The 24,740-nt window shown below is 62.8% G+C and carries 19 protein-coding genes; 9 read left to right on the forward strand and 10 right to left on the reverse strand.

Annotation, left to right across the window (positions count from 1 at the left end; all coding sequences use genetic code 11):
• Window positions 1–16 precede the first annotated feature (16 nt).
• Together GSQ88_RS26500 and GSQ88_RS26505 are read right to left on the reverse strand one after the other, a co-directional pair.
• A complete protein-coding gene (locus GSQ88_RS26500) occupies window positions 17–466 on the reverse strand; it encodes a (2Fe-2S)-binding protein (RefSeq protein ID WP_159010713.1) in 450 nt (149 codons plus the stop codon).
• 158 nt (window positions 467–624) lie between these two features.
• Window positions 625–2,013 carry an MFS transporter gene (locus GSQ88_RS26505; protein WP_159010714.1) on the reverse strand — a complete coding sequence of 463 codons (1,389 nt, stop codon included), beginning with the start codon at window positions 2,011–2,013 and terminating at the stop codon, window positions 625–627.
• Between the two features lie 346 nt (window positions 2,014–2,359).
• Here GSQ88_RS26505 and GSQ88_RS26510 point away from each other — a divergent pair, with 346 nt between their 5' ends.
• A complete protein-coding gene (locus GSQ88_RS26510) occupies window positions 2,360–4,318 on the forward strand; it encodes an alkyl/aryl-sulfatase (RefSeq protein WP_159010715.1) in 1,959 nt (652 codons plus the stop codon).
• A 109-nt stretch (window positions 4,319–4,427) separates the two neighbouring features.
• Here the strand turns inward: GSQ88_RS26510 and GSQ88_RS26515 are convergent, their stop codons facing one another.
• The 5 genes from GSQ88_RS26515 to GSQ88_RS26535 all read right to left on the reverse strand — a co-directional run bounded on the left by GSQ88_RS26515 (window position 4,428) and on the right by GSQ88_RS26535 (window position 9,123).
• The gene (locus tag GSQ88_RS26515; RefSeq protein WP_159010716.1) at window positions 4,428–5,132 is read right to left on the reverse strand and encodes an ABC transporter ATP-binding protein; all 705 of its coding nucleotides are present in this window, start codon (window positions 5,130–5,132) and stop codon (window positions 4,428–4,430) included.
• Window positions 5,132–5,875, reverse strand: a complete 744-nt coding sequence (locus tag GSQ88_RS26520; RefSeq protein WP_159010717.1) for an ABC transporter ATP-binding protein — start codon at window positions 5,873–5,875, stop codon at window positions 5,132–5,134. Before GSQ88_RS26520 ends, GSQ88_RS26515 begins: the two co-directional genes overlap by 1 nt.
• Before the next feature lie 10 nt (window positions 5,876–5,885).
• On the reverse strand, window positions 5,886–6,872 hold the full coding sequence (locus tag GSQ88_RS26525; protein ID WP_159010718.1) for a branched-chain amino acid ABC transporter permease: 987 nt from the start codon (window positions 6,870–6,872) through the stop codon (window positions 5,886–5,888).
• A complete protein-coding gene (locus GSQ88_RS26530; RefSeq protein ID WP_159010719.1) occupies window positions 6,872–7,741 on the reverse strand; it encodes a branched-chain amino acid ABC transporter permease in 870 nt (289 codons plus the stop codon). The genes GSQ88_RS26525 and GSQ88_RS26530 overlap by 1 nt, the downstream gene beginning before the upstream one ends.
• A gap of 107 nt (window positions 7,742–7,848) precedes the next feature.
• Window positions 7,849–9,123 carry an ABC transporter substrate-binding protein gene (locus tag GSQ88_RS26535; RefSeq protein WP_159010720.1) on the reverse strand — a complete coding sequence of 425 codons (1,275 nt, stop codon included), beginning with the start codon at window positions 9,121–9,123 and terminating at the stop codon, window positions 7,849–7,851.
• Between the two features lie 192 nt (window positions 9,124–9,315).
• Here GSQ88_RS26535 and GSQ88_RS26540 point away from each other — a divergent pair, with 192 nt between their 5' ends.
• Window positions 9,316–10,059, forward strand: coding sequence for a GntR family transcriptional regulator (locus GSQ88_RS26540; RefSeq protein ID WP_246785016.1), 744 nt, complete (start codon window positions 9,316–9,318; stop codon window positions 10,057–10,059).
• 6 nt (window positions 10,060–10,065) lie between these two features.
• Here GSQ88_RS26540 and GSQ88_RS26545 read toward each other — a convergent pair whose 3' ends face one another.
• A complete protein-coding gene (locus GSQ88_RS26545) occupies window positions 10,066–11,133 on the reverse strand; it encodes a glycosyltransferase family 4 protein (protein ID WP_159010721.1) in 1,068 nt (355 codons plus the stop codon).
• A 329-nt stretch (window positions 11,134–11,462) separates the two neighbouring features.
• Here GSQ88_RS26545 and GSQ88_RS26550 point away from each other — a divergent pair, with 329 nt between their 5' ends.
• The 4 genes from GSQ88_RS26550 to GSQ88_RS26565 all read left to right on the forward strand — a co-directional run bounded on the left by GSQ88_RS26550 (window position 11,463) and on the right by GSQ88_RS26565 (window position 17,428).
• Window positions 11,463–13,226: an ABC transporter ATP-binding protein gene (locus GSQ88_RS26550; RefSeq protein ID WP_159010722.1), complete on the forward strand. Its 1,764-nt coding sequence runs from the start codon at window positions 11,463–11,465 to the stop codon at window positions 13,224–13,226.
• Between the two features lie 66 nt (window positions 13,227–13,292).
• Window positions 13,293–15,494: an amylo-alpha-1,6-glucosidase gene (locus GSQ88_RS26555; protein WP_159010723.1), complete on the forward strand. Its 2,202-nt coding sequence runs from the start codon at window positions 13,293–13,295 to the stop codon at window positions 15,492–15,494.
• Between the two features lie 27 nt (window positions 15,495–15,521).
• Entirely contained in the window at window positions 15,522–16,076 is a 555-nt protein-coding gene (locus GSQ88_RS26560) for a PRC-barrel domain-containing protein (RefSeq protein WP_159010724.1), read from the forward strand.
• A complete protein-coding gene (locus tag GSQ88_RS26565; protein WP_159010725.1) occupies window positions 16,073–17,428 on the forward strand; it encodes an MFS transporter in 1,356 nt (451 codons plus the stop codon). The genes GSQ88_RS26560 and GSQ88_RS26565 overlap by 4 nt, the downstream gene beginning before the upstream one ends.
• Window positions 17,429–18,262: 834 nt before the next feature.
• Here GSQ88_RS26565 and glgA read toward each other — a convergent pair.
• The gene (gene glgA / locus GSQ88_RS26570; protein ID WP_159010726.1) at window positions 18,263–19,678 is read right to left on the reverse strand and encodes a glycogen synthase GlgA; all 1,416 of its coding nucleotides are present in this window, start codon (window positions 19,676–19,678) and stop codon (window positions 18,263–18,265) included.
• A 182-nt stretch (window positions 19,679–19,860) separates the two neighbouring features.
• Here glgA and GSQ88_RS26575 point away from each other — a divergent pair, with 182 nt between their 5' ends.
• The 3 genes from GSQ88_RS26575 (at window position 19,861) to GSQ88_RS26585 (ending at window position 23,431) form a co-directional block, all read left to right on the forward strand.
• A complete protein-coding gene (locus tag GSQ88_RS26575) occupies window positions 19,861–21,066 on the forward strand; it encodes a CaiB/BaiF CoA transferase family protein (RefSeq protein WP_159010727.1) in 1,206 nt (401 codons plus the stop codon).
• A gap of 84 nt (window positions 21,067–21,150) precedes the next feature.
• Window positions 21,151–22,218, forward strand: a complete 1,068-nt coding sequence (locus GSQ88_RS26580; RefSeq protein ID WP_159010728.1) for an alcohol dehydrogenase — start codon at window positions 21,151–21,153, stop codon at window positions 22,216–22,218.
• Between the two features lie 133 nt (window positions 22,219–22,351).
• A complete protein-coding gene (locus tag GSQ88_RS26585; protein WP_159010729.1) occupies window positions 22,352–23,431 on the forward strand; it encodes an isocitrate/isopropylmalate dehydrogenase family protein in 1,080 nt (359 codons plus the stop codon).
• A 79-nt stretch (window positions 23,432–23,510) separates the two neighbouring features.
• On the opposite strand, the gene GSQ88_RS26590 is transcribed toward GSQ88_RS26585, so the two are convergent.
• Window positions 23,511–24,740, reverse strand: a complete 1,230-nt coding sequence (locus GSQ88_RS26590) for a CaiB/BaiF CoA transferase family protein (RefSeq protein WP_159010730.1) — start codon at window positions 24,738–24,740, stop codon at window positions 23,511–23,513.

The following is a 24,740-nucleotide window of genomic DNA, read 5'->3' on the forward strand; positions in this document are numbered from 1 at the left end:
ATTCATGGCTGTCCCCTCACGCGTTCGCGGCAGCGTGAATCGCCTCGCGGACCTGCTGGAAGGTCCCGCAACGGCAGATGTTGGTGATGGCGTCGTCGATGTCCTGGTCGGTCGGCTTTGGTTTGTCCTTGAGCAGCGCCGCCACCGCCATGATCATCCCGCTCTGGCAATAGCCACATTGGGGAACGTCGTTATTGATCCAGGCCTGCTGCACCTTGTGCAGGGCGCCGTTGCCGGCGAGGCCTTCGATCGTGGTGATCTGCTTGCCGACGGCGTCGCTGACCATTACGCCGCAGGAGCGCATTGCCTCGCCGTCGATATGAACGGTACAGGCGCCGCATTGCGCAATGCCGCAGCCGTATTTGGTGCCGGTCAGACCGGCATTCTCCCGGATTGCCCACAAGAGCGGCGTATCCGCTTCGACATCGATATCGATCGATTTGCCATTGATAGTGAGGTTTGCCATCGCGTTCCCCTGATTGGTTCAATCCATCGATTGAACTGCAGGGGATGTCTGGACTGAAAACTGGAATAGTTCAAATCAAGATTCTGCGCGCCCGCGAGGGAAGATAATTCGCCGCGCGGTGTTGCGGTGCGGGGATTATTTTCGATAGCTGCAGTGCATTATCGCGAGACCGCCAGGCGCAGGAAGCTCATCACGCTTCCCACCACGGCAAATCCGGCGCCGAGCGCCAGTGCGAGCGCAGCACCCTGGTGGCCGGCGAGGCTGAAGCACAATGCCGCCAGCGCCGCGCCGATGGTTTGGCCGGTCAGGCGCGCGGTCGCCACGATGCCGCTCGCGCTGCCGCTGCGGCCGGGCGGGGCGCTCGACATCAGGCTTCTCATGTTGGGTGTCTGGAAGAAGCCGAAGCCCATCCCGCAGATCATCATGCGCCAGACGATATTGGCGACGCCGGGGCTTGCAGGAAGCATCGCCAGCAGCGCCATTCCAATAGCCAGCAGTGCCAACCCAAGGCCGCCGAGAATTCCGGCGGGGTAGCGATCGGACAGCCGTCCGCCAATCGGCGCCATGATGGCCACCACGAGCGGCCAGGGCGTCATGAAAAACCCGGTCTCGACCTGAGAGCGCAGCAGCACGTCCTCGAAGTAGAACGGCAAGGATACGAAGGCCAGGCCCTGCACCGCGAACGAGCACACGGCGGTCGCCGTGGAGAGCGCGAACACCGGTCGCCGGAAAAGATCGATGGGCAGCATCGGCGCCGGGTGATCGGCATGCCGGCGGGTCAGAATCCAGCCCAACAGCAACGCGCCGACCACCTCGGCCGCGACCAGCGGCGGCGGTGCGTTGTGGCCCGCACTGCCGATCCCGATGACGAACAGGCCGAGGCAGCCCGCGGCCAGCATTGCGCCGAAAAAATCGAACGCATGCACCGCCCGCGGCGTAGGCGGCAAGGTCTTCCAGCCGATCAGCATCGCGATCACGCCGAACGGCAGATTGATCGCGAACAACCAGGGCCAATGGCCGACGGCCAAGATGCCGGAGGCGATGGTGGGTCCGAGCGTGAATGCGGTGGCAACCACCAGCGCATTATGGCCGAATCCCCGGCCCAGCATCCGGCTTGGATAGACGAAACGAACCAGTGCCGTGTTCACGCTCATGATGCCGCTGGCACCCAATCCCTGCAGCGTCCGGGCGACCAGCAGGCTGTCCAGCGACCACGCCATGGCGCAACCCAGCGACGCCAATGTGAACAGCAGCAGGCCGCCGAGATAGATGCGCTCATGGCCGACGATTTCGCCGAGCGCGCCAAGCGGCAGCAGCGTTGCGACCAGCGCGATTTGATAGACGTTGACCACCCAGATCACGTCGGCAGGGCTGACATGAAGGTCGACGGCGATCGCGGGCAGGGCAATGTTGGCGATCGCGGTGTCCAGCGAGGCCATCGTCAGCGCGGTGAAGATCGCCGCGATGGCCCATCGCCGGCGTTCCCAGGGCAAGCCGTCCATGACCGGTCCGGAAGGCGGCTTGGCGGTGGTGACGTCGGTGGGCATATCGTCAAGTTCTCCGGACCAGATGGCGATGGCGCCACGAGCCGCAGGTACACCAGAAAAGCGGCGGCCCCCAGCCGTGCTGTTGCATGATGCGTATGCGATCTACCGGCCGGGCCTGGGCCATTTCGGCCCGAGATTCTGCCAGCTTTCCGTCCCCGGCGCTATCGACTAGAGCGTTTTCGAGCGAAGTGGGCACCGGTTCGCGTGAAGAAAACGCGTCAAAAAAAAAAGACCAGAGCCCCGTTCCGATTCCATCGGAACGGAAAAGGCTCTAGGTTTGGCAGGCACGGCAGCCGCGAACCCCAAAAAGACGGCTGGTGGCAAGACGAAGTGAGGGAGTGCGACAATGACCGAGACTGGCGCCAGCGAAACACCCAAGGAAATATCAAAGGAATTGCCAAAGGACGCTTCGGCGTCGGTGGTCGCCCGGCACGCCGCGACGCTGAAGGTATTGCCGTTCTCCGACACGCGCGATTTTGACGAGGCCTCGCGCGGCTTTCTCGGCACGCTGGAGCATGCGCGGGTCGCCACGGCGCAGGGCAGGGTGGTCTGGAGTCTCGAGCCTTACGGCTTTCTCGCCGATGCCGACGCACCTGCGACCGTGGACCCGAGCCTGTGGCGGCAATCGCGTCTCAACATGAATCATGGATTGTTCGAGGTGGTGCCGGGCGTCTACCAGATCCGCGGGCTCGACATTGCCAATATGACGCTGATCGAGGGCGACCGTGGCGTGATCGTGGTGGATACGCTGACCTCGATCGAAGGCGCGCGTGCTGCGATGGAGCTCTATTTCCAGCACCGCGGCAGGAAGCCGGTCGCCGCCGTGATCTTCACCCACACCCATACCGACCACTGGGGCGGCGCGCGCGGTGTGCTCGATGACGAAACGCTCGCCAATGGCAGCGTTCAGATCATCGCGCCCAATCTGTTCATGGAGCACGCGGTTTCGGAAAACATCATCGCGGGCCCCGCGATGCTGCGCCGCGCGCAATATCAGTTCGGGCCGTTGCTGGCCAAGGGCCCGCGCGGGCAGGTCGATTGCGGACTCGGCAAATCCATGGCGGCGGGCTCGGTGGCGCTGTTGCGTCCGACCGATCTGATCATGGCGACCGGCGATACGCGCGTGATCGACGGGCTCGAATTCGAATTCCAGATGGCGCCGAACTCCGAGGCGCCGGCGGAAATGCATTTCTTCATTCCGCGCTACAAACTGCTCAATCTCGCGGAAAACTGCACGCATAATTTCCACAATCTGCTGCCGTTCCGCGGCGCCGATGTGCGCGATGCGCTGGCCTGGTCGAAATATCTCGGCGAAGCCCTGCAGATGTGGGGCGGCAAGGCGGACGCGATGTGCGGCCAGCACCATTGGCCGGTGTGGGGCGATGAGCGCATCGACAGCATGATTCGCCAGCAGCGCGATCTCTATAAATTCGCCCATGACCAGACCATCCGGCTGATGAACCATGGGCTGACCGCATCCGAAATCGCCGAAACGATCCAACTGCCGGCGAGCCTCGAAGGCGCTTGGCACGGCCGCGGCTATTACGGCCATATCCGGCACAATGTGAAGGCGATCTATCAGAAATATCTCGGCTGGTATGACGCCAACCCGGTCAATCTCGATCCGCTGCCGCCGGTCGAGTCCGGCAAGAAATATGTCGAATACATGGGCGGCGCGGACGCGATCCTCGATCGCGCCGCGAAGGATTTCGCCAAGGGTGAATTTCGGTTCGTGGCGCAGGCGCTGAGCCATCTGGTGTTCGCGCAGCCGGATCATCCGCGCGCCCGCGCGATGCTGGCCGATACCCTGGAGCAGCTGGGTTACAGCGCCGAGAGCGCGACCTGGCGCAACGCCTATCTGTTTGGCGCGCAGGAGTTGCGGCTCGGCATGCCGAAGGTGCCGCCGCGTCCGCCGATGCCGCGCGAAACGCTGGCCGCCCTGCGCACCGAACAATTATGGGACGTGCTTGGCGTCAGGCTCAACGGCCCCAAGGCCGAAGGCAAGCGCATCGTGCTGAACTGGAATTTTACCGACACCAGCGAGAGCTTCGTGCTCAATCTCGAAAACAGTGCGCTGACCTATGTCGCGGGCGCGCAAGCGGCCACGGCCGATGCCGGCTTCACACTGGCGCGGGGCACCCTCGACGAAGTGATTGCAAAATTGACGTCGTTCCCGGAAGCGGTCGCCGCCGGCAAGATAAAATTCACCGGCAATCCGATGCGGCTCAATGAATTGATGGCGCTGATGGATGAATTTCCACGAATGTTCGAGATCGTCGAGCCGAAGCGGGCGGCGGTGAGCTAGGGGTCGGCCTATCGACCGTCATTGCGAGCGTAGCGAAGCAATCCAGGGCCGCGATACGAACGCCCCTGGATTGCTTCGTCGCTACGCTCCTCGCAATGACGGATAAATCTCAAATCCCCAGATACGCCGCCTGCACCTGCTTGTTGTTGGCGAGTTCGGCGCTGGTGCCGTGCATGATGACGTTGCCGCTTTCCAGCACATAAGCGCGCTGCACCAGCGACAACGCACGGCTGACGTTCTGCTCCACCAGCAGGATCGCGGTGCCCATCTTGTGGATCTCGCCGATCTTCTCGAAGGTCACGTCGGTCATCACGGGGGCGAGGCCCAGCGAGGGTTCGTCCAGCATCAACAACCGCGGCTTGAGCATCAGGCCGCGGCCGACCGCGAGCATTTGCTGCTCGCCGCCGCTCATGGTGCCCGCGAGCTGCTTCTTGCGGTCGGCCAGTCGCGGAAAGATGCCGTACACCAGTTCGAGCGTGCGGCGGCGTTCAGCCTTGGCCCTCGGCACATAGGAGCCGATCTCGAGATTTTCCTGCACGGTCATCTCGGGAAACACCTGACGCCCCTCCGGCACATGGGCGATGCCCAGCTCCGGAATCCGGTGCGGCGGCAATGTCGAAAGATCGACGCCGGCAAAGCGGATGCGGCCCGAGGTCATTTTCACCAGGCTCGAGATCGCGCGCAGGGTCGTGCTTTTGCCGGCGCCATTAGCGCCCAGCAGTCCGACCGCTTCGCCTTCGCCGATCGTGATGCTGACGTCGTGGATGGCGGGAACCGAGCCGTAGCTGGCGCTGACACCGGACAATTCGAGCACTAATGTTCTCCCGCCGCCGGTGGGTGCACGTAGGAACCGAGATAGGCGCGGACCACTTCCGGATTTTCCACGATCTCCTTCGGCGTCCCTTCCGCGATCTTCTGGCCGTGATCGAGCACCACGATGTGGCGCGCGACCGCCATGATGGCCCGCATCACATGCTCGACGATCACGATGGTCAGTCCGCGTTGCGACAGTTTTCCGATCAGGCCGACCGCCTGGTCGATTTCGGCGGGGTTCAGCCCGGCCATCACTTCATCGAGCAGCAGGAGCCGGGGCTGCGTCGCCAGCGCGCGCGCCATTTCAAGCCGCCGCTGGTCGATGGTGGTGAGGTCCTTGGCGGGGGTCTGTTCCCGAGCCGAGAGCCCGACGAACTCGATCACTTCGCGCGCCTTCTCGCGCGCCACCGCGGCGTGCTTGTCGCGCAGGAACGCGCCGGTCATGACGTTGGCGAGCACCGTCATCGCGCCAAACGGCTTTGCGACCTGAAACGTCCGCGCGACGCCATGCGCGCAGATATCATGCGGCCGCAGGCCCACGATCTCGCGCCCATAGGCCAACACCGACCCGGAATCCGGCCGATGAAAGCCGGTGATCAAATGAAAGCTCGTGGTCTTGCCGGCGCCATTGGGGCCGATCAGCGCCACGGTTTCGTTCTCCTTGATGGTAAAGCTGACATCCTGCACGGCGCGCAGCCCGCCGAAGCGTTTGCTCAGTCCGCGAACCACCAGCGCGTCTGTCATGGCGATACCCCTAGGCCCGCACTGGGCGGCGACGCAGATAACGCTGATAGGCTTCGCCTACGATTCCGATCAGGCCGGTCGGTCGCCACAGAATGACCGCCATCAGGATCAGGCTGTACACCGTTAATTGCAGGCCGCCGATCGAGCTGCCGAGCCAACTCTGCAACAACGTCGATGTGGTTTCCAAAAGAACCGTGCCGATCACCGGGCCCCACAACGTACCGATGCCGCCGACGATCGACACCAATGCGGCCTCGATCGAGATGTTGAAACTGAACGCGGTCGCGGGATCGATGAAGTAGATGTATTGGGTATAGAACGTCCCGGCCAGCGCGGTCAGAAAGGCGCTGATCATGTAGATGTTGCGCTTGATGCTGGGCGCGTTGACGCCGATCGCTTCTGCTGCGTCTTCATCCTCGCCGATCGCGACCAGATAATAGCCGATCCAGGAGTTTTCGATTGTATAGGTGACCGCAAGTCCGATCGCGAGCAGGCCAAGCACGACATAGTAATAGGCCGACTTGGCCTCGAACTGCATCATCAGCGGGGCGTTGCCGAGGTTGGGAATCGTGGTGCCTTCGGCGCCCCAGGCGAAATCGCGGAATTTCAGGAAGATCAGCATCAAGGCCTGAGCGGTCGCGATGGTGGCGATCGTAAAGTAGGGGCCGCGCAGCCGGAAGCACAGCCAGCCGATCGGCAGGCTCGCCAGCATCGCGACCACGCCGCCGGCGACCATCCCGATCCAGGGCGAGATACCGAAATCCACCTGCATGATGGTCGAGGTGTAGGCACCGAGTCCGAAATACGCCGCGTGCCCCAGTGAAAGCTGCTTGGCGTAGCCGCCCATCAGGTTCCAGGCGACGCCGAGGAACGAGAACAGCAGGATCCTGATCAATATGTTGATCGCAAACGAGCTGGTCACCAGCAGCGGCAAGGCCAGGGCAATCGCCGCCAGTGCGGCGATCGACAGCACGCTCCATTTGTTGGTCTTGTCCATCACCGCGCCCTTCCGCCGCCAAGGCCGTTCGGCTTGAAAGCCAGCGTCAGCAACAGCATCGCGAACACCACGAGCAATCCGGAATCGGCGCCGACATATTGGATGCCGAGCGACTCGGCAATGCCCATCATCAGGCTCGCGATCAGGGCGCCCATGACGTTGCCGAGCGTTCCCAGCACCACCGCGACAAAGGCCATCAGCACGAACACCTGCCCCACGAAAGGGTAGGCCGAGTAGAACGGCATCAATAGCGAACCGGCGGCGCCGGCCAGCGCCAGCGCGATGCCGAGCGCGACGCAGAACACGCGGTTGGGATTGATGCCCATCAAGGTCGCGACGTCGCGGTTTTGCGAGGCAGCGCGCATCGCCTTGCCGAGGTCGGTGGTATGCAGGAATACCCAGAGCGCGCCGCTCAGGAACATCGCGACGACAAAGGCGATCAGTTTTGCAACGGGGATGTAGAGGCCGCCGAGGTGGAAGGCTTCATCGGAATAGGAGGTGTGAACCGTGCGATAATTGGCGGTGAACAGCATCAGCGCCAGGTTCAGCAGCAACAGCGACAGCGCGAAGGTCAGGAAGATCTGCGGCATGTCGTTTGGCCCCAGCACCCGGCGGATCAGGAAATGCTGGATCAAGACGCCTGCGACGAACAGCACCGGCATCGTGATGACCAGCGAGGCAATGGGATCGATGCCGAATTGGGTCGAAAGATAGAAGCTGAGGTACATCCCGATCATCACGAATTCGCCCTGGGCGAAATTGACGATCTTGACCACGCCAAAAATAAGCGTCACGCCGATGCTGACGAGCGCATAGATACCGCCGATGAGCAGGCCGTTGATGACGGCCTGGGCCACTGTCTCCAACATCTGATGCGACCGCGTCTTGGAGCATGATCCGGAAAAGCGGGTACCGGTTTTCCGAAAAGATCATGCTAGATAAAGGAATAGAGCGGGATGACGAATGTCATCGCGCTCTAGGTTTTCAATAGCGGCGCGCGCTTGTCTTCGTCGGGGAAGACGCTGGCGAGATCGCCGTTCTGCCACTGCACCCCGACCGGATGGCCAAAGATGTTCTTGCCGTCAGGGCCGAATTTCACCTTGCCGCCCGGCGCCATCGCCGCATAGCCGGAGGAGACATCGAGCGTCGACAGCGCCGCGCGAACCTTCTGCGGGTCGGCGGAGCCCGCGCGCTCCAGCGCGTCCGCGATCATGAAGGTCTGCGCGACCAGGCCGCCGGCATATTCGAATAGAAAATCGCCGGTGCGTTTCTTGTACTCGGCATTCACCTTCTGCGCGTCGTCGCTCATGTCATGGTTCCAGTGCGCCACGCCCTGGAGGCCTTCGGCGAGCTTGCCGACGTTTTTATAGAAATCAGGAATGACAAAACCGCCCGAGCCGCCGTTGATCGCGACGTTGAGACCAACCTGCTTGACGGTCCGCACGATCAGAATGAGATCGTTGAGATAGGAGACCGAAAACAGCGCGTTGGCGCCCGACGCCTTGACTTTGTTGATCAGCGGGCTGGCGTCGGTGAAGCCGGCCGAGTAGGGCTCGAACATCACGATTTCGACGCCTTCGGCCGGCGCCAATTCCTTCAGGCCGTTCGAGGTCGAGGTGCCGAACGCGGTATTCTCGAAGATCACCGCGACCTTCGGCTTGTCGCCGACAAGCTTGGCCATTTGCAGCTGCGCCTTGGCGAATTGCGAGGCGCGGGCGAACGGCGTGAAGGTGTAGTTGCGTCCCTTGTTGAGCTGGTCGGAACTGGAGCCGGTGATGATCGGCACCTTCGCGCGCTCGCACACTTCGCTCGCGATCAAGGTCAGCGCGCTGGCGAAGCAGCCGTGGATCGCCGACAATTTGTTTTCGGTGATCAACCGGTCGGTCTCGGTCCGCGTCACCGTGGTGTCGCTCTGGACGTCGGAAAGAATGAGATTGAGTCGGGCGCCACCGAGCGATTTGATGCCGCCGGCCTCGTTGACCATCTCGACCGCGAGCTTGGCGGCCGCGACGCAGCCGACGCCGATCTGCGCCATGCCGCCGGTGGTCGGATAAAGCGCGCCGATATTGACCGGATCGGCGGCCCATCCGCGCAACGGCACCGCGCCGAATGCGCCGGCGGCGACCGCACTGCCTGCCTTGATGAGGAATTTACGGCGGCTTTGCCGCTTCGACAGAATTTGACCGGTGCCGTTTGGATTGCTGAAGACAGATGGATTGCTGAAGACGGATTGCCGGCGATCTCTTGTCATGTCGTCTCCCCCTTGTGCGATGCGGCACGGATTTGGTCCGCCTCGGCCGCTCGTGCTTGTTCTTCGGGCGGGATGCTAACCGCGTTGAATATTGTTTACAATATAGTTTTCAATATTATCATCGCCGGGAAAATATCGCTCCCGGTCCGCTGGCTGTACCGGGGGAGACATCATCTTCCAATCGGGAAAAATATGGCCGGAAAGCCGCTCAAGCGGGCGACCGCACGGATATCGAAATTAGCTCCCGTGCTGGAAGCGCCGGCCCGTGAGCCTTCCGCCGCCATGCTCATTGCAAAACGGATCGAGGAGGACATCGTTCTTGGACGGCGTCAGCCGAGGGAGCGCCTGATCGAGCAGGATCTCTGCGATTTATTTCAAACCCACCGCGGCGACGTGCGGCTGGCGCTATTCGAGCTCGAGAAAAAGGGCTTGGTCGAACGCATCCCCAACCGTGGCGCCATGGTGCGCGGACTGACGCCGCTCGAGGTGAGGGAAATCTACGCGGTGCGCGAAGAGCTGGAGGTGATGGCGGTCCGCATCATTGCGTTTCCGGTGGCGCCTTCGGAAATCAACCGGCTGGAACAATTGCAGCGGCAGCATAGTGCTGCGGTTGCCAAAGGCGATCTGCTGACGGTGTTCTACAGCAACCTCCGCTTTCACCAGATCTTGTTCGGCCTGTGCGGCAATGCCTGCCTGATCGAGACCATCGATTTCCTGGCACAGAAGGTCCATGGCATTCGCTCTTACGCCCACGCCTTTCCGCAGTCGCTCGACCGTGCCCGCCGCGATCATCTGGATATGATCAAGGCCTTGCGCGGCTCGCGCCGGGACGCGCTGATCGCGCTGACCCGGCGTCATCTCGAGCCGTCGCCGCAGGCCTACATCAAGGCCTATGAACGCCGCTTCGGCACGGCCGTATTGGCGTCCACCGACTGATCCGGCTTACTCCGCGCTGCTCACCAGTTTGATGCGCGGCTGGGCTGCTTCCATCAGGCCGCGATAGGCGGCGAGATAGTCGAGCGCCATGCGGCGCGCCGTGAAGCGCTTCTCGAACTGGCCGCGTACGGCCGTGCGATCCAGGGTGCCAAGCCGGCCGACCGCGTTAACGGCGCTGATTTCGTCTTCGACGATGAATCCGGTCAGGCCTTCATCGATGATCTCCGGCACCGATCCCCTGTTGAAGGCGATCACAGGCGTACCGCAGGCCATCGATTCGATCATGACCAGCCCGAACGGCTCCGGCCAGTCGATCGGCAGCAGCAGCCCGATCGCGCCGCTGAGAAATTCGGATTTTTCGTGATCGCCGATCTCGCCGATATATTCGATCAGCGGATGATCCATCAGCGGCTTGATCAGCTCGTCGTAATAGTCCTGGTCGGCGCGGTCGACCTTGGCGGCGATCTTCAGCGGGATGCCGCACCGGATCGCGATCTTGATGGCGCGGTCGACGCCCTTTTCCGGTGCGATCCGGCCCAGCACCGCGAGATATCCCGGCGTTGCTTTCTGCGGCATCAACAATTTTTCCGGCAGGCCATGATAGATGGTGCGGGTCCAATTGGCTTGCGGCACCGGCCGGCGCTGGGCGTTCGAGATCGAAATCACCGGAATGTCGGAGAATGTCGTGAATACCGGCTGGTGCTCGGGAAGATCGAGCCGGCCGTGCAGGGTGGTCAGAAAGGGCGTCGGCTGCCGGGAGAACAGCGACCACGGGTAATAGTCCAGATGGAAATGCAGGAAGTCGAATTCCTCGTCGTCGCATTTCCGCCGCACCCGCTCCAGCATCACCATGTGAAGCGCGTTCGGATCGCGCACCGAGCCATCGAGGCGCAGGGCCTTGGGCCACGTCGCATCGAGTTTCGCTGAGGTCTGGGAATCACCGCTGGCGAACAGCGTGACGTCGTTTCCCAATGCGACAAGTTCCTCGGTCAGCCAGTGTACCACCCGTTCGGTTCCGCCATACAATTTGGGTGGAACAGCCTCCGTCAGCGGAGCAACCTGCGCGATGCGCATTTTATCAGTCTCCTGTTTGTGATCGTGGATGAAGAAAAGTTCCTGTGATGAGCGGCACCGGCATGCCGAGACGGGAACGTTCTCGCATCTGCGAAGTTCCCCTCATGCAGCGTACTTCTTGCACATCGCGTTTGTTCCACATCGCAGTTCGTCCACATCACGGTCTTGCTGATGCCATCTGGTCCGATCAGTTTGTTTGTTGCGCGCCATTGCTGCAAAATTGTTGCGCAGGGATGGCGTCGGGACGGGAACCGCCTCAATTGGTCCAGCGTTCAACTAAACGGCGCGCATCCAGCTAAAATCTTCCCCTCCAAGAGGTTTGCAATCACATGGACAGTCTCTCAGGATATGCGCACCGTCCGTTTCCCTTTGTGCTGCGCTATCTTCGCCAGCGTCCTGCATCGCATGTGATCATTCTGACTGCGGTTGTCGCAGCGGTCGCCTGTTCGGTAGGCACCCAATATGGCGTCAAGAACATTGTCGACAGTCTGTCGGCGGGTCCTGCGCATTCGGGTGGCGTATGGCTGGCATTCATTTTCCTCATGTCGCTGATCGCCGCCGATAACTTTCTGTGGCGGATCGCGAGCTGGACCGCGAGCTACACCTTTGTCGGCGTGACCGGCGATCTCCGCCGCGACATCTTTCGTCATCTGACCGGGCATGCGCCGAGTTATTTTTCCGACCGGCTGCCGGGCATGCTGACGAGCCGCATTACCGCGACGTCGAACGCGGTCTTCACGGTCGAGAACATGTTCGTGTGGAACGTGCTGCCGCCGTGCATGGCGACCGTTTCCGCGATCGCATTGATTGGAACCGTGAGCCCCTACATGGCTGGCGGCCTGATCGTGATCGCTGGCGCGATGGTCATCGCCATGTTCTATCTGGCGGCGGCCGGCAGGCCGCTGCACGACGACTTCGCCAACAAGGCCGCCGCGGTCGATGGCGAGATGGTGGACGTCATCAACAATATGCCGCTGGTGCGCGCGTTCTGCGGCCTCAGCTTCGAGCATGACCGGTTCGATGCGACCGTGAACCGGGAAACCACCGCGCGTGGCCGCAGCCTGCGTTATCTCGAAAAGCTTCGGCTGTTGCACGCCGGCGTTACCGTGGTGCTGACCATCGGGTTGTTGGCCTGGGCCATCGTGCTTTGGCAGCGCGGTGCTGCGACCACGGGCGACGTCGTACTGGTCTGCACGCTGGGACTTTCCATTCTGAGCGCGACGCGCGATCTCGCCGTGGCGCTGGTCGATGTCACCCAGCATGTGGCGCGGCTGACCGAGGCCATTGCGACGCTGCTGCTGCCGCATGAACTGAAGGATCATCCCGAGGCCGAACCGCTGGTGAAGGCGGGCGCCGCGATTACTTTCAACAACGTCGGATTTCGTTATCCCGGCGGCCTGAAAGTGTTCGAGCGCTTCAGCCTGCGCCTGCAAGCGGGGCAGCGGGTCGGGCTGGTCGGTCAGTCCGGTGGCGGCAAATCGAGCCTGTTCGTGCTGTTACAACGGTTCTACGATGCGCAATCCGGCAGCATCACGATCGACGGCCAGGATATTTCACGCGTTACCCAGCAAAGCCTACGTGAGGCGATCTCGGTGGTGCCACAGGATATCTCGATGTTTCATCGCTCGATCATGGAAAATATCCGCTACGGCCGGCCGACCGCGACCGACGATGAAGTGCTGCGCGCCGCGATTTCGGCCCGTTGCGATTTCGTCGAGACGCTGCCCGAAGGACTGGCGACCATGGTTGGCGACCGCGGCGTCAAGTTGTCGGGGGGCCAGCGCCAGCGCATCGCGATTGCGCGCGCCTTCCTGAAGGATGCGCCGATCCTGCTGCTCGATGAAGCCACCGCCGCGCTCGACAGCGAATCCGAAGAGGCGATCCGCGAGGCGCTGAGCCGGCTGATGCGCGGGCGCACCGTGATCGCGATTGCGCACCGGCTTGCAACCTTGCGCAATTTCGACCGGGTGGTGATGTTGAGGGCCGGCAAGATCATCGAGGACGGACCGCCGGATCGCCTGATGCAGGGCGAGGGACCGTATCGCGAGCTGGTGACGCAGGAAATGAGCCGCCTGGCAACCCATGCGGCCTGATCCGCGGTGGCAGCGTTGCGCCAAAGTGCGCAATCGCAAGGCAGTGGGGAAACCGCGCGAGGTCAAATGCCAGCCGAAGTCGTAGCTCAAATCGCAACAGCCCGGACCGTCGAACTGGTTCAGGAACAGCCGTTCTACATCCCGATGACCGGGCCCGCGGCGCGGCCGCGGCGCTCGCTCAAGCATGATGACACATTCATCGTGCTGGACAGTCATGGCGACATCGGCGCTTCCGCCGGCGGGCCTGACGGCCTGTTCAACGCCGACACGAGGTATCTTGCCCGGCTCGAGCTGGCGCTGGATGACGTGCAGCCGCTGCTGCTCGGCTCGAATTTGCGCGACGACAATTCGTCATTGACGGTCGACCTCACCAATCCCGACATCTATCAAGACGGCCGGATCGTGCTGCAAAAGGATATGCTGCACATCGTCCGCACCATCTTTTTGTGGCGCGGAACGGCCTATCAGCGCATCGGCCTGCAGAATCACGGCGAGAACAACGCCAGCTTCGATTTGACCCTGCAATTCGATAATGATTTCGCGGATTTGTTCGAAGTGCGCGGCGAAAAGCGGCCGCACCGGGGTATCGGCTCCAGCAAGCAGTTGGGGCCGGCCGATGTGCGGCTCGACTATCAGGGACTTGACCATACGTCCCGCAGCACAATGCTGCACTTCGATCCCAAGCCGAGCCGCCTGAGCGCGAATACCGCGACCTATCATTTCGAGCTGGGCCCGCAACAGACCAGCTCATTGTTTGTCGCGGTGTCCTGCAACAAGCCGGTGGGTGCCAAGCCAGTCCCGTTCTTTCGCGGATTGCTGGCGCATCGCCGCGAAATGCGGCAGTCGACCGCGGGCGCGACCAGTATCGAAACCTCGAACAGTATTTTCAACGAGGTGCTGTGCCAGTCGATGGCCGACCTCAATATGCTGATGACGGATACCCCGCAGGGCCGCTACCCCTATGCCGGCATTCCCTGGTACTCGACGACATTCGGCCGCGACGGGCTGATCACCGCGCTGCAGATGCTGTGGATCGATCCACGCGTCGCCCGCGGCGTGCTCAAGCGGCTGGCTTTCTATCAGGCCAAGGCGGTCGATCCGCTGGCTGACGCGCAGCCCGGAAAAATCCTGCATGAAATGCGCGGCGGCGAGATGGCCGCGCTGCGCGAGGTGCCGTTCGCGCAATATTACGGCAGTGTCGATTCGACGCCGCTGTTCGTGCTGCTGGCAGGGCTTTATGTCGAGCGCACCAATGACGAGGAAACGCTCGCCGAGCTGTGGCCGGCGATCGAGGCGGGGCTGCGCTGGATCGATGGTGCGGGCGATCCCGACGGCGACGGTTTCATCGAATATCAACGCGCTTCCGAGCAAGGGCTCGCCAATCAAGGCTGGAAGGATTCCTTTGACGCGATCTTTCACGCCGATGGCAGCCTGGCCGAAGGCTATATCGCGCTGGCCGAAGTCCAGGGCTATGTGTTCGCCGGCAAACAACTCGCCGCGCGCTGCGCGGCGCGCCTCGGCAAGAAAGACCAGGCCAAAAAGCTCGAAGCCGAAGCGCGGCAGTTGGCCGAGCGGTTCGAGGACGCGTTCTGGTGCGAGGAACTCGGCAGCTATGCGCTGGCGCTCGACGGCAAGAAGCAGCCGTGCAAGGTGCGCACCTCGAATGCCGGACAATTGCTGTTCAGTGGCATTGTCAGCGAGGAGCGCGCGCGGATGGTCGCCGCCGATCTGATGCGGCCGCATTTCTTCAGCGGTTGGGGCATTCGCACGGTGGCGCGCGGCGAGGCCCGCTACAATCCGATGTCCTATCACGACGGTTCGATCTGGCCGCACGACAATGCGCTGATCGCATTGGGTCTGGCGCGTTACGGCCTTAAACATTCGGTCGCGCATTTGTTCAGCGCGCTGTTCGACGCCGCCGCCTATATGGATCTGCGGCGGTTGCCTGAATTGTTCTGTGGCTTCCGGCGCGAGAAGGGGCGGGGACCGACGCTCTACCCGGTCGCCTGCGCGCCGCAGGCCTGGGCCAGCGCGACGCCGTTCACGCTGTTGGAGGCGGCCCTCGGTCTGGAATTCGATGCACTGCATGGCGAAATCAGGCTGCGCAACCCGCGCCTGCCGCCGTTTCTCAACGACGTGGTGTTGCGTGATTTGCAGCTTGGTCCTTCAAGCGTCGATCTTCGGGTGCGTCGCCACGGCGACGATGTTTCGCTGGAAGTATTGCGCACGCGCGGCCAGATCCGGGTGTCGATCGTTCTGGCGCACTGAAAGCGGCTCTTGGTCAAAGGAGACCCTATGCGCGTGAAAAGCCTGTTTGCGTCCGTGATGATCACGTCCCTGACATTTGCGACGGCTTGGGCCGCCGACGAGGCTGTGCCGCCGCCGCCGGCTGCCGGGGCTCCGTCGGAACTGACGCCCACGCCGGCGCCAACACCCACGCCGCTGGCTGTACCCAAGGAAGCTTCGAAACCAAAGGAGCCGCCGAAAGAGGCTCCGCCGGCTTCGGTTACCATCCTGAGCGCAAGGGAAGTGCATGGCGTGCTGGGGCGGGACATCCGCAGCGCGGCCAATGAGGATATGGGAAAAATCATCGACGTGATCGTCGATCGGAGCGGCGCGGTGCGCGCGGCGGTAATCGATTTCGGCGGCTTTCTCGGCGTCGGCAGCCGAAAGATCGTCGTCGACTGGAACGCGTTGCGGTTCGGCCGTGTTGCCGACAAGACCGACAGCGTCTCGCTCGAATTGACCAAGGACCAGGTCAAGGCCGCCCCCGAATACAAGGAAGATGCGCCGGTCGTGGTGCTGGGAGCTACCGGAAGCCTGGAGCCGCTGCAATTTGACGACCAATGAATGAAGGGGAGAGAGACACGCTGCTCGCGCCCGCGCCCAAACCCCCGATCGAGCGGATCGATGGCGATGATCGCGGGCGATCGATCGGCGACGATAAACATGGGCCGTCGCCACCGATTGCTCCTCTGCCGAGCCCTTCGCCCTGCCGCGAGAGCTTGCGCGGTCTCGATTGGTTCATCTTCTTCCTGGCGGATGTACAAACCGGGTTTGGCCCGTTCGTCGCGGTTTACCTGACGACACAAAAATGGACCCAGGTTGAGATCGGCTTCGTGCTGTCGATCGGCGGCGTCATCGGCCTGATCGGGCAGATGCCCGGCGGCGCCATCGTCGATGCCGCCCGCTCGGAACGGCTGGTCGCGGGTATCGCGGTCGCACTCATCGGCGTCAGCGCGCTCGGCTATGCGGCATGGCCGATTCTCCCCATTGTGATCGCGGCCGCGACACTGCACGCGGCTGCAAGTTGCGTGCTCGGTCCGGCGATTGCCGCGATCAGCCTCGGACTGGTCGGACCGTTGGCGATCGGAGAACGGCTTGGACGCAACGCCCGCTACGCCTCGCTCGGCAATGGAACGGCGGCGGCGGTGATGGGCACCGCCGGCTATCTTTTGTCCAGCCGATCGGTGTTTATCGTGACCTTTGTTCTGGCGATCCCAGCACTACTGGCGCTCGCCCAAATTCGCGAGCGTGAAGTCGACGCCGCGTGCGCGCATGGTGCGATCAAGCGCGAGGCTGACGACGTCGCCGGCACCAGCATCTTCAGCCTGATCCGCCAGCCGACATTGCTGATCTTCGCCGGCTGCATCCTGCTGCTGCAGCTTGCCAACGCGGCGATGCTGCCGTTGATGGCGGGTGTCGTGACCACCCGCTCCAGCCAATGGGCGCCGATCCTGATCGCGGCCTGTATCGTGGTGCCGCAGGCCATCGTGGCCTGGACCTCGCCCTCGGTCGGACGCAAGGCGCAGCAATGGGGGCGGCGGCCGTTGCTGCTGATCGGCTTTGCTGCGCTGGCGATCCGCGGACTGCTGTTTGCGCTGGTGAAAGACCCATTTCTTTTGGTCGCGGTGCAGGTGTTCGACGGCGTCACCGCCGCGGTGTTCAGCGTCATGGTGCCGCTGATTGTCGCCGATGTCGCCTTCGGCAGCGGTCATTTCAATCTGGCGCAGGGCATCGTCGGCACCGCGACCGGCATCGGGGCGTCGCTGAGCACCGTGGTGGCCGGTTACGTCAGCGACAAATTCGGCAGCAGCGTTGCGTTCACCGGACTTGCCTGCGTGGCGGCGTTGGGCCTTGCGGCGATCTGGCTGGTGATGCCGGAGACACGACGGCACGGGCTGATAGAAGGCGTACCCTAAAACGTAACGGGATGGGGTTGGATCGAATGAGCCAACGGGTCGGCGAAGCGCCCGATGAAAGAAAAACACGTCGAGCCATCAAATAAATCTTGACAGCATTTTGCTGAGTTGCCCGTCGTGCCAATGTGTCGCAGCAGATCACTGTTGATCGCGAAGGCAAATCAGCTTCACTTCTTGCGTTATCCCGTGCCCACCAAGAGGGGCGTTTCGCGATCGTCACGAACGTTGGATGCGGGGAGCGATGGACGCGAGTGCTGCGACTGACGAGCGCGGCTGACGCGGACGGCAAAGTCGTGTGGTCCTGACGCCCCAATGGCCGGTGTCAAATTCGCAGGAAGCTCACGCTTCTTGGGAATGACGGTGACAAACAAGCCAGGTCTCGCCGGGGAGAGCACGATATAAGTCGTAAACCATTGCGCAGGGAAGGCCGGACTGCCTCCGCTGAACCTGTATGCTCATGTGCGTTTTTTGCTAAGTGCATTTGCACATGAGACCGCGGGTGCAGCGTGCACCCGGTCTTCCCTGCGCCCTCTATTTTTGGGGCGAAACGATTTGCAACACTCGGGCGAATGCCGTCGCGAGAACGCGGAGTTGTGAATCGCGATCACCCATCCACGTCGTCCCGGCCCTGCGCCGGGACCCATAACCCCTGGCGTGGGTTGTGAAGGAAGGCATCCGCCACATTGCCGAAACGAGAACACACGGCGTATGGGTCCCGGCGCAAGGCCGGGACGACGAAAACTGAAAGGCCGCGGCCTCTGGATTGCTTCCGCCTTTGCTCCTTGAGTACGGCGGACAAGTCGCTATCGCTCGCAATGACGGTCGTCAATGCCCCTAAACCGACAGCGCCTTGCGATACAGCGCGCCGTAGCAGGCCGCCGAGATCGCCCAACTGAACGAGCGTGCCATGGCGTTGCGGCGCATCTCGTCGAGGCGATCCTTGGCAGCGAAGGTGCTGAACGCGCGCCGGACGCCGCCGAGAAAAGATTCCGTCGAGGGTTGCGCGAACAGGAATCCGGTTTCACCGTCCTGGATGGTTTCGGCGAGGCCGCCGGTCTGGTGGCCGATCGGCAGCGATCCGAATCTCTGCGCGTACATCTGGCTCAGGCCACACGGCTCGAACCGCGACGGCATCAGGGTAAAATCGCTGCCGGCAAAAATCCGCCGGGCCTGGCCGTCATTGAAGCCGATGGCAACGCCGATCGCGTCGGGCCGGCGGCGGTGGGCGTCGACCAGCGCCTGTTCGATCGCGGGCTCGCCGCTGCCGGTCACGACGATCTGTCCGCCGGCCTCGATAATCTCGTCGGCGGCCGACAGCACGAGATCGACGCCTTTCTGATGCACCAGACGGGCAACCAGCCCGAAGATCGGACCGCGCGAGATCGCCAGCCCGAATTGCTGGCGGACGTAATCGGCATTCGCGCGTTTGCCCTCCCAGTCGCCGGCGCCAAACGGCTGCGCCAGTTGCGCGCAGACCCGCGGGTCCCAACTTTCGTCGATGCCGTTCAATATTCCAGTCAATTGCGCGGCATCGGAGCGCTGCCGGAGCAGACCTTCCAGCCCGCAGCCGAGTTCGGAGGTGGTGATCTCCCTGGCATAGGTCTCGCTGACCGTGGTCAAATGCGAGGCGTAGACGATGCCGCCTTTGAGGAAGGACAGTTTGTCGTAGAACTCCAGGCCGTCGATGTGGAAGGAATCCTGGGGCGCACCGATCCGGCGCAGTGCCTCCTTCGGAAACAGGCCCTGATAGGCCAGATTGTGGATGGTCAGGATGCTAGGAATGCTGCTGCCGTTCCAGCGCAGATAGGCCGGCACCAAGGCGGCCTGCCAATCATTGGCGTGGACCAGGTCCGCCGCCCAATTTTTGTCCAGTGTGCCCACCGCCAACTGAGCAGCGGCCGAGGCAAATCGTCCGAAACGTACGTCGTTGTCCGGCCAGTCCCGGCCCAGCGTGTCGCCATAGGGATTGCCGGGTCGATCATAGAGCTCTGGACACAACAGCACATAGACCGGCAGGCCGTCTCTGGTCGATGCGCGCCCAAGCTTGCAGGCCGGCATTTCCGCCAATGCGGCGCATTCGCCGACGATTTGAATATGGAGCAGTTGTTCGACGACGTCGCGGTAGCCCGGCAACATGATCCTGACATCGCTCAGAGAGCGCAGCGCCCGGGGCAGCGCCGCCGACACGGCTGCAAGGCCGCCCACCCGGACAAAATCGTCCATTTCCGTGGTAACGAAAAGTACCCTCAAGCGACGCCCTCGTACCGGCCTCAACCACGAATATGCAAGATTGGGTCCATTTTTTTCGATCGCAGATGGCGGCCTTGGAAACGCGCACGAGGATCAGGTACTGACGGGAGCAGCTTCCCTGCCGCGGCAGCACAATCTAGGGTCAGGCAGCGCCGGGCGATGCGGCGGAAGGAGCTTCAAGAATGGCAATAACGGGAAACGATGAGGGTATTTTGACAAAGAGCTTTGCCGGTCTGCGCGTACTGGATTTCTCGACCACGATTGCCGGCCCGCATTGCGCGCGGATGCTGGCCGACATGGGTGCCGAAGTCATCAAGATCGAGCCGGCGGAAGGCGAAACCATGCGGACCCGTCCGCCGGTTCGCGGCGGCAGCAGCAGCGTGTTCGGTGGGCTCAATGTTGGCAAGACGAGCCTTGTCCTTGATTTGAAATCGCCGAAGGCGATCGAGATCGTCCGCCGGCTGGTCACGAACGCTGACATCCTGGTCGAGAATTTCCGCCCCGGCGTGATGCGGCGGCTGAAGCTGGACTATGCCACGCTGCAGGCGCTGAACCCGAAGCTGATCTATTGCTCGATCTCCGGATACGGCCAGACCGGTCCGTCGGCCGAACTGCCGGCTTACGCGCCGGTGATTCACGCCGCCTCCGGCTACGACATGGCGCATCTGTCGTATCAGCCCGGCCGCAGCCGGCCGGACTATTGCGGTATCTATCACGCGGACGTCCTCACCGGCGTCTATGCCTTTGGTGCGATCTCGGCGGCGCTCTATCAGCGTCAGGGCAGTCAGCGCGGCCAGCACATCGATGTCTCGATGCTGGAATCGATGCTCAGCCTGACCTTGAACGAGGTGCAGTGGTCGCAATTCGCGGTCGCCCCGCCGAGCCGTCCGATGTTCGGTCCGGTCGAGACCGCCGATGGTTATGTGATGATCGCGATCGCCAGCGAAAAGACTTTCCAGAGTCTGGTTACCGCGGCTGGCCGTTCCGAATGGATCGGCGATCCACGCTTTGCCAAATACAACGACCGCCGCAGCAACTGGGCGAGCCTGATGGATGGCATCGAGGCCTGGTCGCGCACGCTCTCGACCGTGAACTGTCTTGCCGCGCTCAATGAATATGGCGTGCCCAGTTCGGCCTATCGCAGCGTGGCCGAAGCGCTGGCCGATCCGCAGCTCTTGCATCGCGGCGCGCTGGCCGACGTGGAAGACGACGGCGGGATCTTCAAGGTGATGAACCTGCCGTTCCGGATGTCGGGCACCGAGGTCTCGGCGGGCCGGCGCGCGGCGACGCTGGGCGAGCATACCGTGGGCTATCTGCGGGAAGCCGGTTTGTCGGAAGGTGAGATCGCCGCATTTTCGGGCAAGCCGGTCATGGCCGCGCAGCGCTGAAGCTGCACGGCGACGGATTTGTCTCGACCGGACAGACATGGCAATGTCGGTTCAAGAGCAAGAATTATCGACGGGAGAGCAGCGATGAAGAGTTTCCAGGTCACCGAGTTCAACGCCCCCTTGACGGAGGTTGACCATCCCACCCCGCAGCCGGCGGGAAAGCGGGTCCTGATCAAGGTGAAGGCCGCCGGAGTCTGTCATAGCGACCTGCATATCTGGGAAGGCGGCTACGATCTCGGGCATGGCCGCAAGCCGCTGTCGCTGAGGGATCGCGGCGTATCGCTGCCGCTAACCATGGGGCATGAGACCGTCGGCGAGATCATAGCGTTCGGGCCGGACGTGAAGGCTGCCGACAAGGGCGATCTGAAGATCGGCGACGTCGCGTTGGTCTATCCCTGGCTCGGCTGCGGCACCTGCGAAACCTGTCTCGGAGATGACGAGAATATGTGCACCAAGCCGAACGCGCTCGGCGTCTACTGCGATGGTGGCTACGCCGACCACATGACGGTGCCGAACCCGAAATATCTTCTGAATTTGAACGGGCTCGATCCTGTGACCGCGGCACCCTATGCCTGCTCCGGTGTCACCACCTACAGCGCGCTGAAGAAGGTCGAGGAGCATTTCAACACCCCGATCGTGATCTTCGGCGCCGGCGGTCTCGGCCTGATGGCGCTGTCGCTGTTGAAGGCGATGGGCGGCAAGGGCGCCATCGTGGTCGATATCGATGCGCGCAAGCGGGAAGCCGCCGAGGCGGCCGGCGCGCTCGCGACCGTCGACGGCAAGGCGCCTGACGCGCTGGAGCAGCTTGCCAAGAAAGCCGGCGGACCCATTCGCGCGGTGATCGATCTGGTCGGCAACGCGGCGACGGCACAGCTCGGCTTCGACTGCCTGGCCAAGGGCGGCAAGCTCGTGATGGTCGGGCTGTTCGGCGGCGGCGCGCCATGGGCGCTGCCGCTGATTCCGATCAAGGCCATCACCATTCAGGGCAGCTATGTCGGTAATCTCAGGGAGACGCGGGAACTGCTCGATCTCGTGCGCAGCAGGAAGATCGCCCCGATCCCGGTCACCACGATGCCGCTCGCCAGCGCCAATCAGGCGTTGACCGATTTGCAGAAAGGCAAACTGGTCGGCCGCGCGGTCTTGACGCCGTAAGATTTCTACAACCGTCATGGCCGGGCTTGTCCCGGCCATCCACGTCTTTCTCGCTGCAAAGCCGTAAGACGTGGATAACCGGCACAAGGCCGGGCATGACGAACTTAACTTCTTCTGTACCAAGGAACTCTTCATGTCAGCTAACGACGCATTCCACATTGCAGTACTCGGCGGCGACGGTATCGGTCCCGAAGTCATGGCGCCGGCGCTGGAGGTGTTACGCAAGGTCGAAACGAAAGCCGGCCTGAAATTCCGCTTCACCGATGCGCCGGCCGGCGCCAACCATTATCGCGAGACCGGCAAGTCGATGCCTGAGAGCACCGTGCGGCTGTGCGAGGAGGCCGATGCGATCCTGCTCGGCGCCTGCGGCCTGCCGTCGGTGCGCTATCCTGATAATACCGAAATCATGCCGCAGGTGGAGCTGCGGTTTCATTTCGACCTCTATGCCGGCGTGCGCCCGGCGCGGCTGATTCCGGGCGTGCCGAGCCCGATCGTCGGCGCGGACCAGCGCGGCATCGACATGGTGGTGATCCGCGAGTCCACCGAAGGCCTGTTCGCGTCGATGGGCAAGGGCGTCGTTACCGATAGCGAAGCGCGCGAGACGCTGGTGATCACGCGCAAGACCTCCGAGCGGCTGTTCGAGTTTTCGTTCCGGCTCGCCGAACGCCGCAAGGCGCGCGGGCGGCCGGGCGCGCTGACCTGTGTCGACAAGGCGAATGTGTTCAAGGCATTTGCGTTCTTCCGCGAGATGTTCGACGACGCGGCCAAGCGCCATCCCGACGTCAAGACCGACCGGCTCTATGTCGACGCGTGCTCGGCACTGCTGGTGAAACGCCCCTGGGATTTCGACGTGATGGTGATGGAGAACATGTTCGGCGATATTCTCTCCGACATGACCGCCGGCCTGATCGGCGGCATGGGCATGGCGCCGTCGGCCGACATCGGGGATCGCTACGCGGTGTTCCAGCCGTGCCACGGCACCGCGCCCGACATCATGGGACAGGGCAAGGCCAATCCGACCGCGATGATCCTGTCGACGGCGATGATGCTGGATTGGCTCGCCGACAAGCACGGCCTCGAAGGCGCAGCGGAAGCCGGTGAACGCATCGAGCGCGCGGTCGACAAGGTCTATGCCGACGGCATCAAGCCGATCGAATTCGGCGGCCGCAATGGCACCGCGGATATTGCAAAGGCGGTGCTGGAGGCGCTGTAACGTGCGCGGCCTAGATTCCGCGCCGCCTAAATTCTCTCATTGGTTGGACGTGCCGCTCGCAATGACGATGTAGCCCGCCTTAAATGACGCGCGCGGCCTTCAGCTTCTCGATGGCTTCCTCGTCGTAACCGAGCGACCGCAGAATCTCGTCATTGTGTTCGCCGAGATCGGGCGTGGCGGTCCGGATCGCGCGATCGAAGCCTGTAATCTCGCAGGGCTGCGCAATCAGGTCGATCTCGCCGAGGCGGGAATGGGTGACGGCGCGCTTGATCCGCAATTCCTCGACCTGCGGGTCGGCGAAGACTTCCCGGACATTGTACACGGGGCCGCAGGTCATGCCCTCGGCCACCATGATGTCGGACCATTGCTGGCTGGTCTTCGTGCGCAGGGCACTCGTGATCAGTTCGTTCAGCGCCTCCCTGTTCCGTCCGCGCAACGTGGAAGAGGCAAAGCGCGGGTCGCTCGCCATCTTCTCGCGATCGATCAGCCTGCAGAATTTCTGAAAATTCTTGTTGCTGGTGGCGGCCAGATTGAGGAAGCCGTCGGCGGTCGGAAACAGCCCCATCGGCGTGTTGGTGGGATGATTGTTGCCTTCCTGCGGTGGCACCTTCTTGTCCATCGTCCAGCGCGTGGCCTGGAAGTCCATCAGCGCGATACCGGCTTCCAGCAGCGACGTCTGCACCCAGCGGCCTTCGCCGCTCACCTCACGGTCGAGCAGCGCGATCAGAATGCCTTGCGCGAGGAAGGCGCCCGCCATGATATCGGTGACCGCAACGCCGACGCGCAGCGGTCCCTGGCCGGGAAATCCCGTCACCGACATGATGCCCGTCATGCCCTGCGCGATCTGGTCAATCGAGGGACGCGCGGTATAGGGGCCGTACTGGCCGAAGCCCGAGATGCTGCCATAGACGATCCGCGGGTTGCGCTTCCGGACCGCGTCGAAATCGACGCCAAGCCGTTTGGTGACGCCGGGCCTCATGTTCTCGACGACCACGTCGGCCTGTTCGGCGAGCCGCATCAGGATTTCACGGCCCTCGTCGGTCTTCAGGTTCAGCGTGATGGCGCGCTTGTTGCGGTGCAGGTTCTGGAAGTCAGAACCGTCGCGCCGGCCCACCACTTCGCCGGCTTCAGCAGTGTCCGGCGGCGGTTCGACCCGGATCACATCGGCGCCCCAGTCGGCCAGCGTGCGGACACAGGACGGGCCGGCACGCGCCAGCGTCAGGTCGATCACCTTGAAGCGTGACAGCGGTAATCGTGAGGCCTGGGCTTGCGGGTTGGCGGCAGCGGGGGCGTCGACGGGCTTGTGCAT

The organism is Bradyrhizobium sp. S69 (genome assembly GCF_009766005.1).
Taxonomy (GTDB): Bacteria; Pseudomonadota; Alphaproteobacteria; order Rhizobiales; family Xanthobacteraceae; genus Bradyrhizobium.

Coding starts and splice junctions, on each gene's coding strand:
- GSQ88_RS26500 (WP_159010713.1), bottom strand. CDS start 466: ATGGCAAACCTCACTATCAATGGCAAATCGATCGATATCGATGTCGAA.
- GSQ88_RS26505 (WP_159010714.1), bottom strand. CDS start 2,013: ATGCCCACCGACGTCACCACCGCCAAGCCGCCTTCCGGACCGGTCATG.
- GSQ88_RS26510 (WP_159010715.1), top strand. CDS start 2,360: ATGACCGAGACTGGCGCCAGCGAAACACCCAAGGAAATATCAAAGGAA.
- GSQ88_RS26520 (WP_159010717.1), bottom strand. CDS start 5,875: ATGACAGACGCGCTGGTGGTTCGCGGACTGAGCAAACGCTTCGGCGGG.
- GSQ88_RS26525 (WP_159010718.1), bottom strand. CDS start 6,872: ATGGACAAGACCAACAAATGGAGCGTGCTGTCGATCGCCGCACTGGCG.
- GSQ88_RS26530 (WP_159010719.1), bottom strand. CDS start 7,741: ATGTTGGAGACAGTGGCCCAGGCCGTCATCAACGGCCTGCTCATCGGC.
- GSQ88_RS26535 (WP_159010720.1), bottom strand. CDS start 9,123: ATGACAAGAGATCGCCGGCAATCCGTCTTCAGCAATCCATCTGTCTTC.
- GSQ88_RS26540 (WP_246785016.1), top strand. CDS start 9,316: ATGGCCGGAAAGCCGCTCAAGCGGGCGACCGCACGGATATCGAAATTA.
- GSQ88_RS26545 (WP_159010721.1), bottom strand. CDS start 11,133: ATGCGCATCGCGCAGGTTGCTCCGCTGACGGAGGCTGTTCCACCCAAA.
- GSQ88_RS26550 (WP_159010722.1), top strand. CDS start 11,463: ATGGACAGTCTCTCAGGATATGCGCACCGTCCGTTTCCCTTTGTGCTG.
- GSQ88_RS26555 (WP_159010723.1), top strand. CDS start 13,293: ATGCCAGCCGAAGTCGTAGCTCAAATCGCAACAGCCCGGACCGTCGAA.
- GSQ88_RS26560 (WP_159010724.1), top strand. CDS start 15,522: ATGCGCGTGAAAAGCCTGTTTGCGTCCGTGATGATCACGTCCCTGACA.
- GSQ88_RS26565 (WP_159010725.1), top strand. CDS start 16,073: ATGAATGAAGGGGAGAGAGACACGCTGCTCGCGCCCGCGCCCAAACCC.
- GSQ88_RS26575 (WP_159010727.1), top strand. CDS start 19,861: ATGGCAATAACGGGAAACGATGAGGGTATTTTGACAAAGAGCTTTGCC.
- GSQ88_RS26580 (WP_159010728.1), top strand. CDS start 21,151: ATGAAGAGTTTCCAGGTCACCGAGTTCAACGCCCCCTTGACGGAGGTT.
- GSQ88_RS26585 (WP_159010729.1), top strand. CDS start 22,352: ATGTCAGCTAACGACGCATTCCACATTGCAGTACTCGGCGGCGACGGT.
- GSQ88_RS26590 (WP_159010730.1), bottom strand. CDS start 24,740: ATGCACAAGCCCGTCGACGCCCCCGCTGCCGCCAACCCGCAAGCCCAG.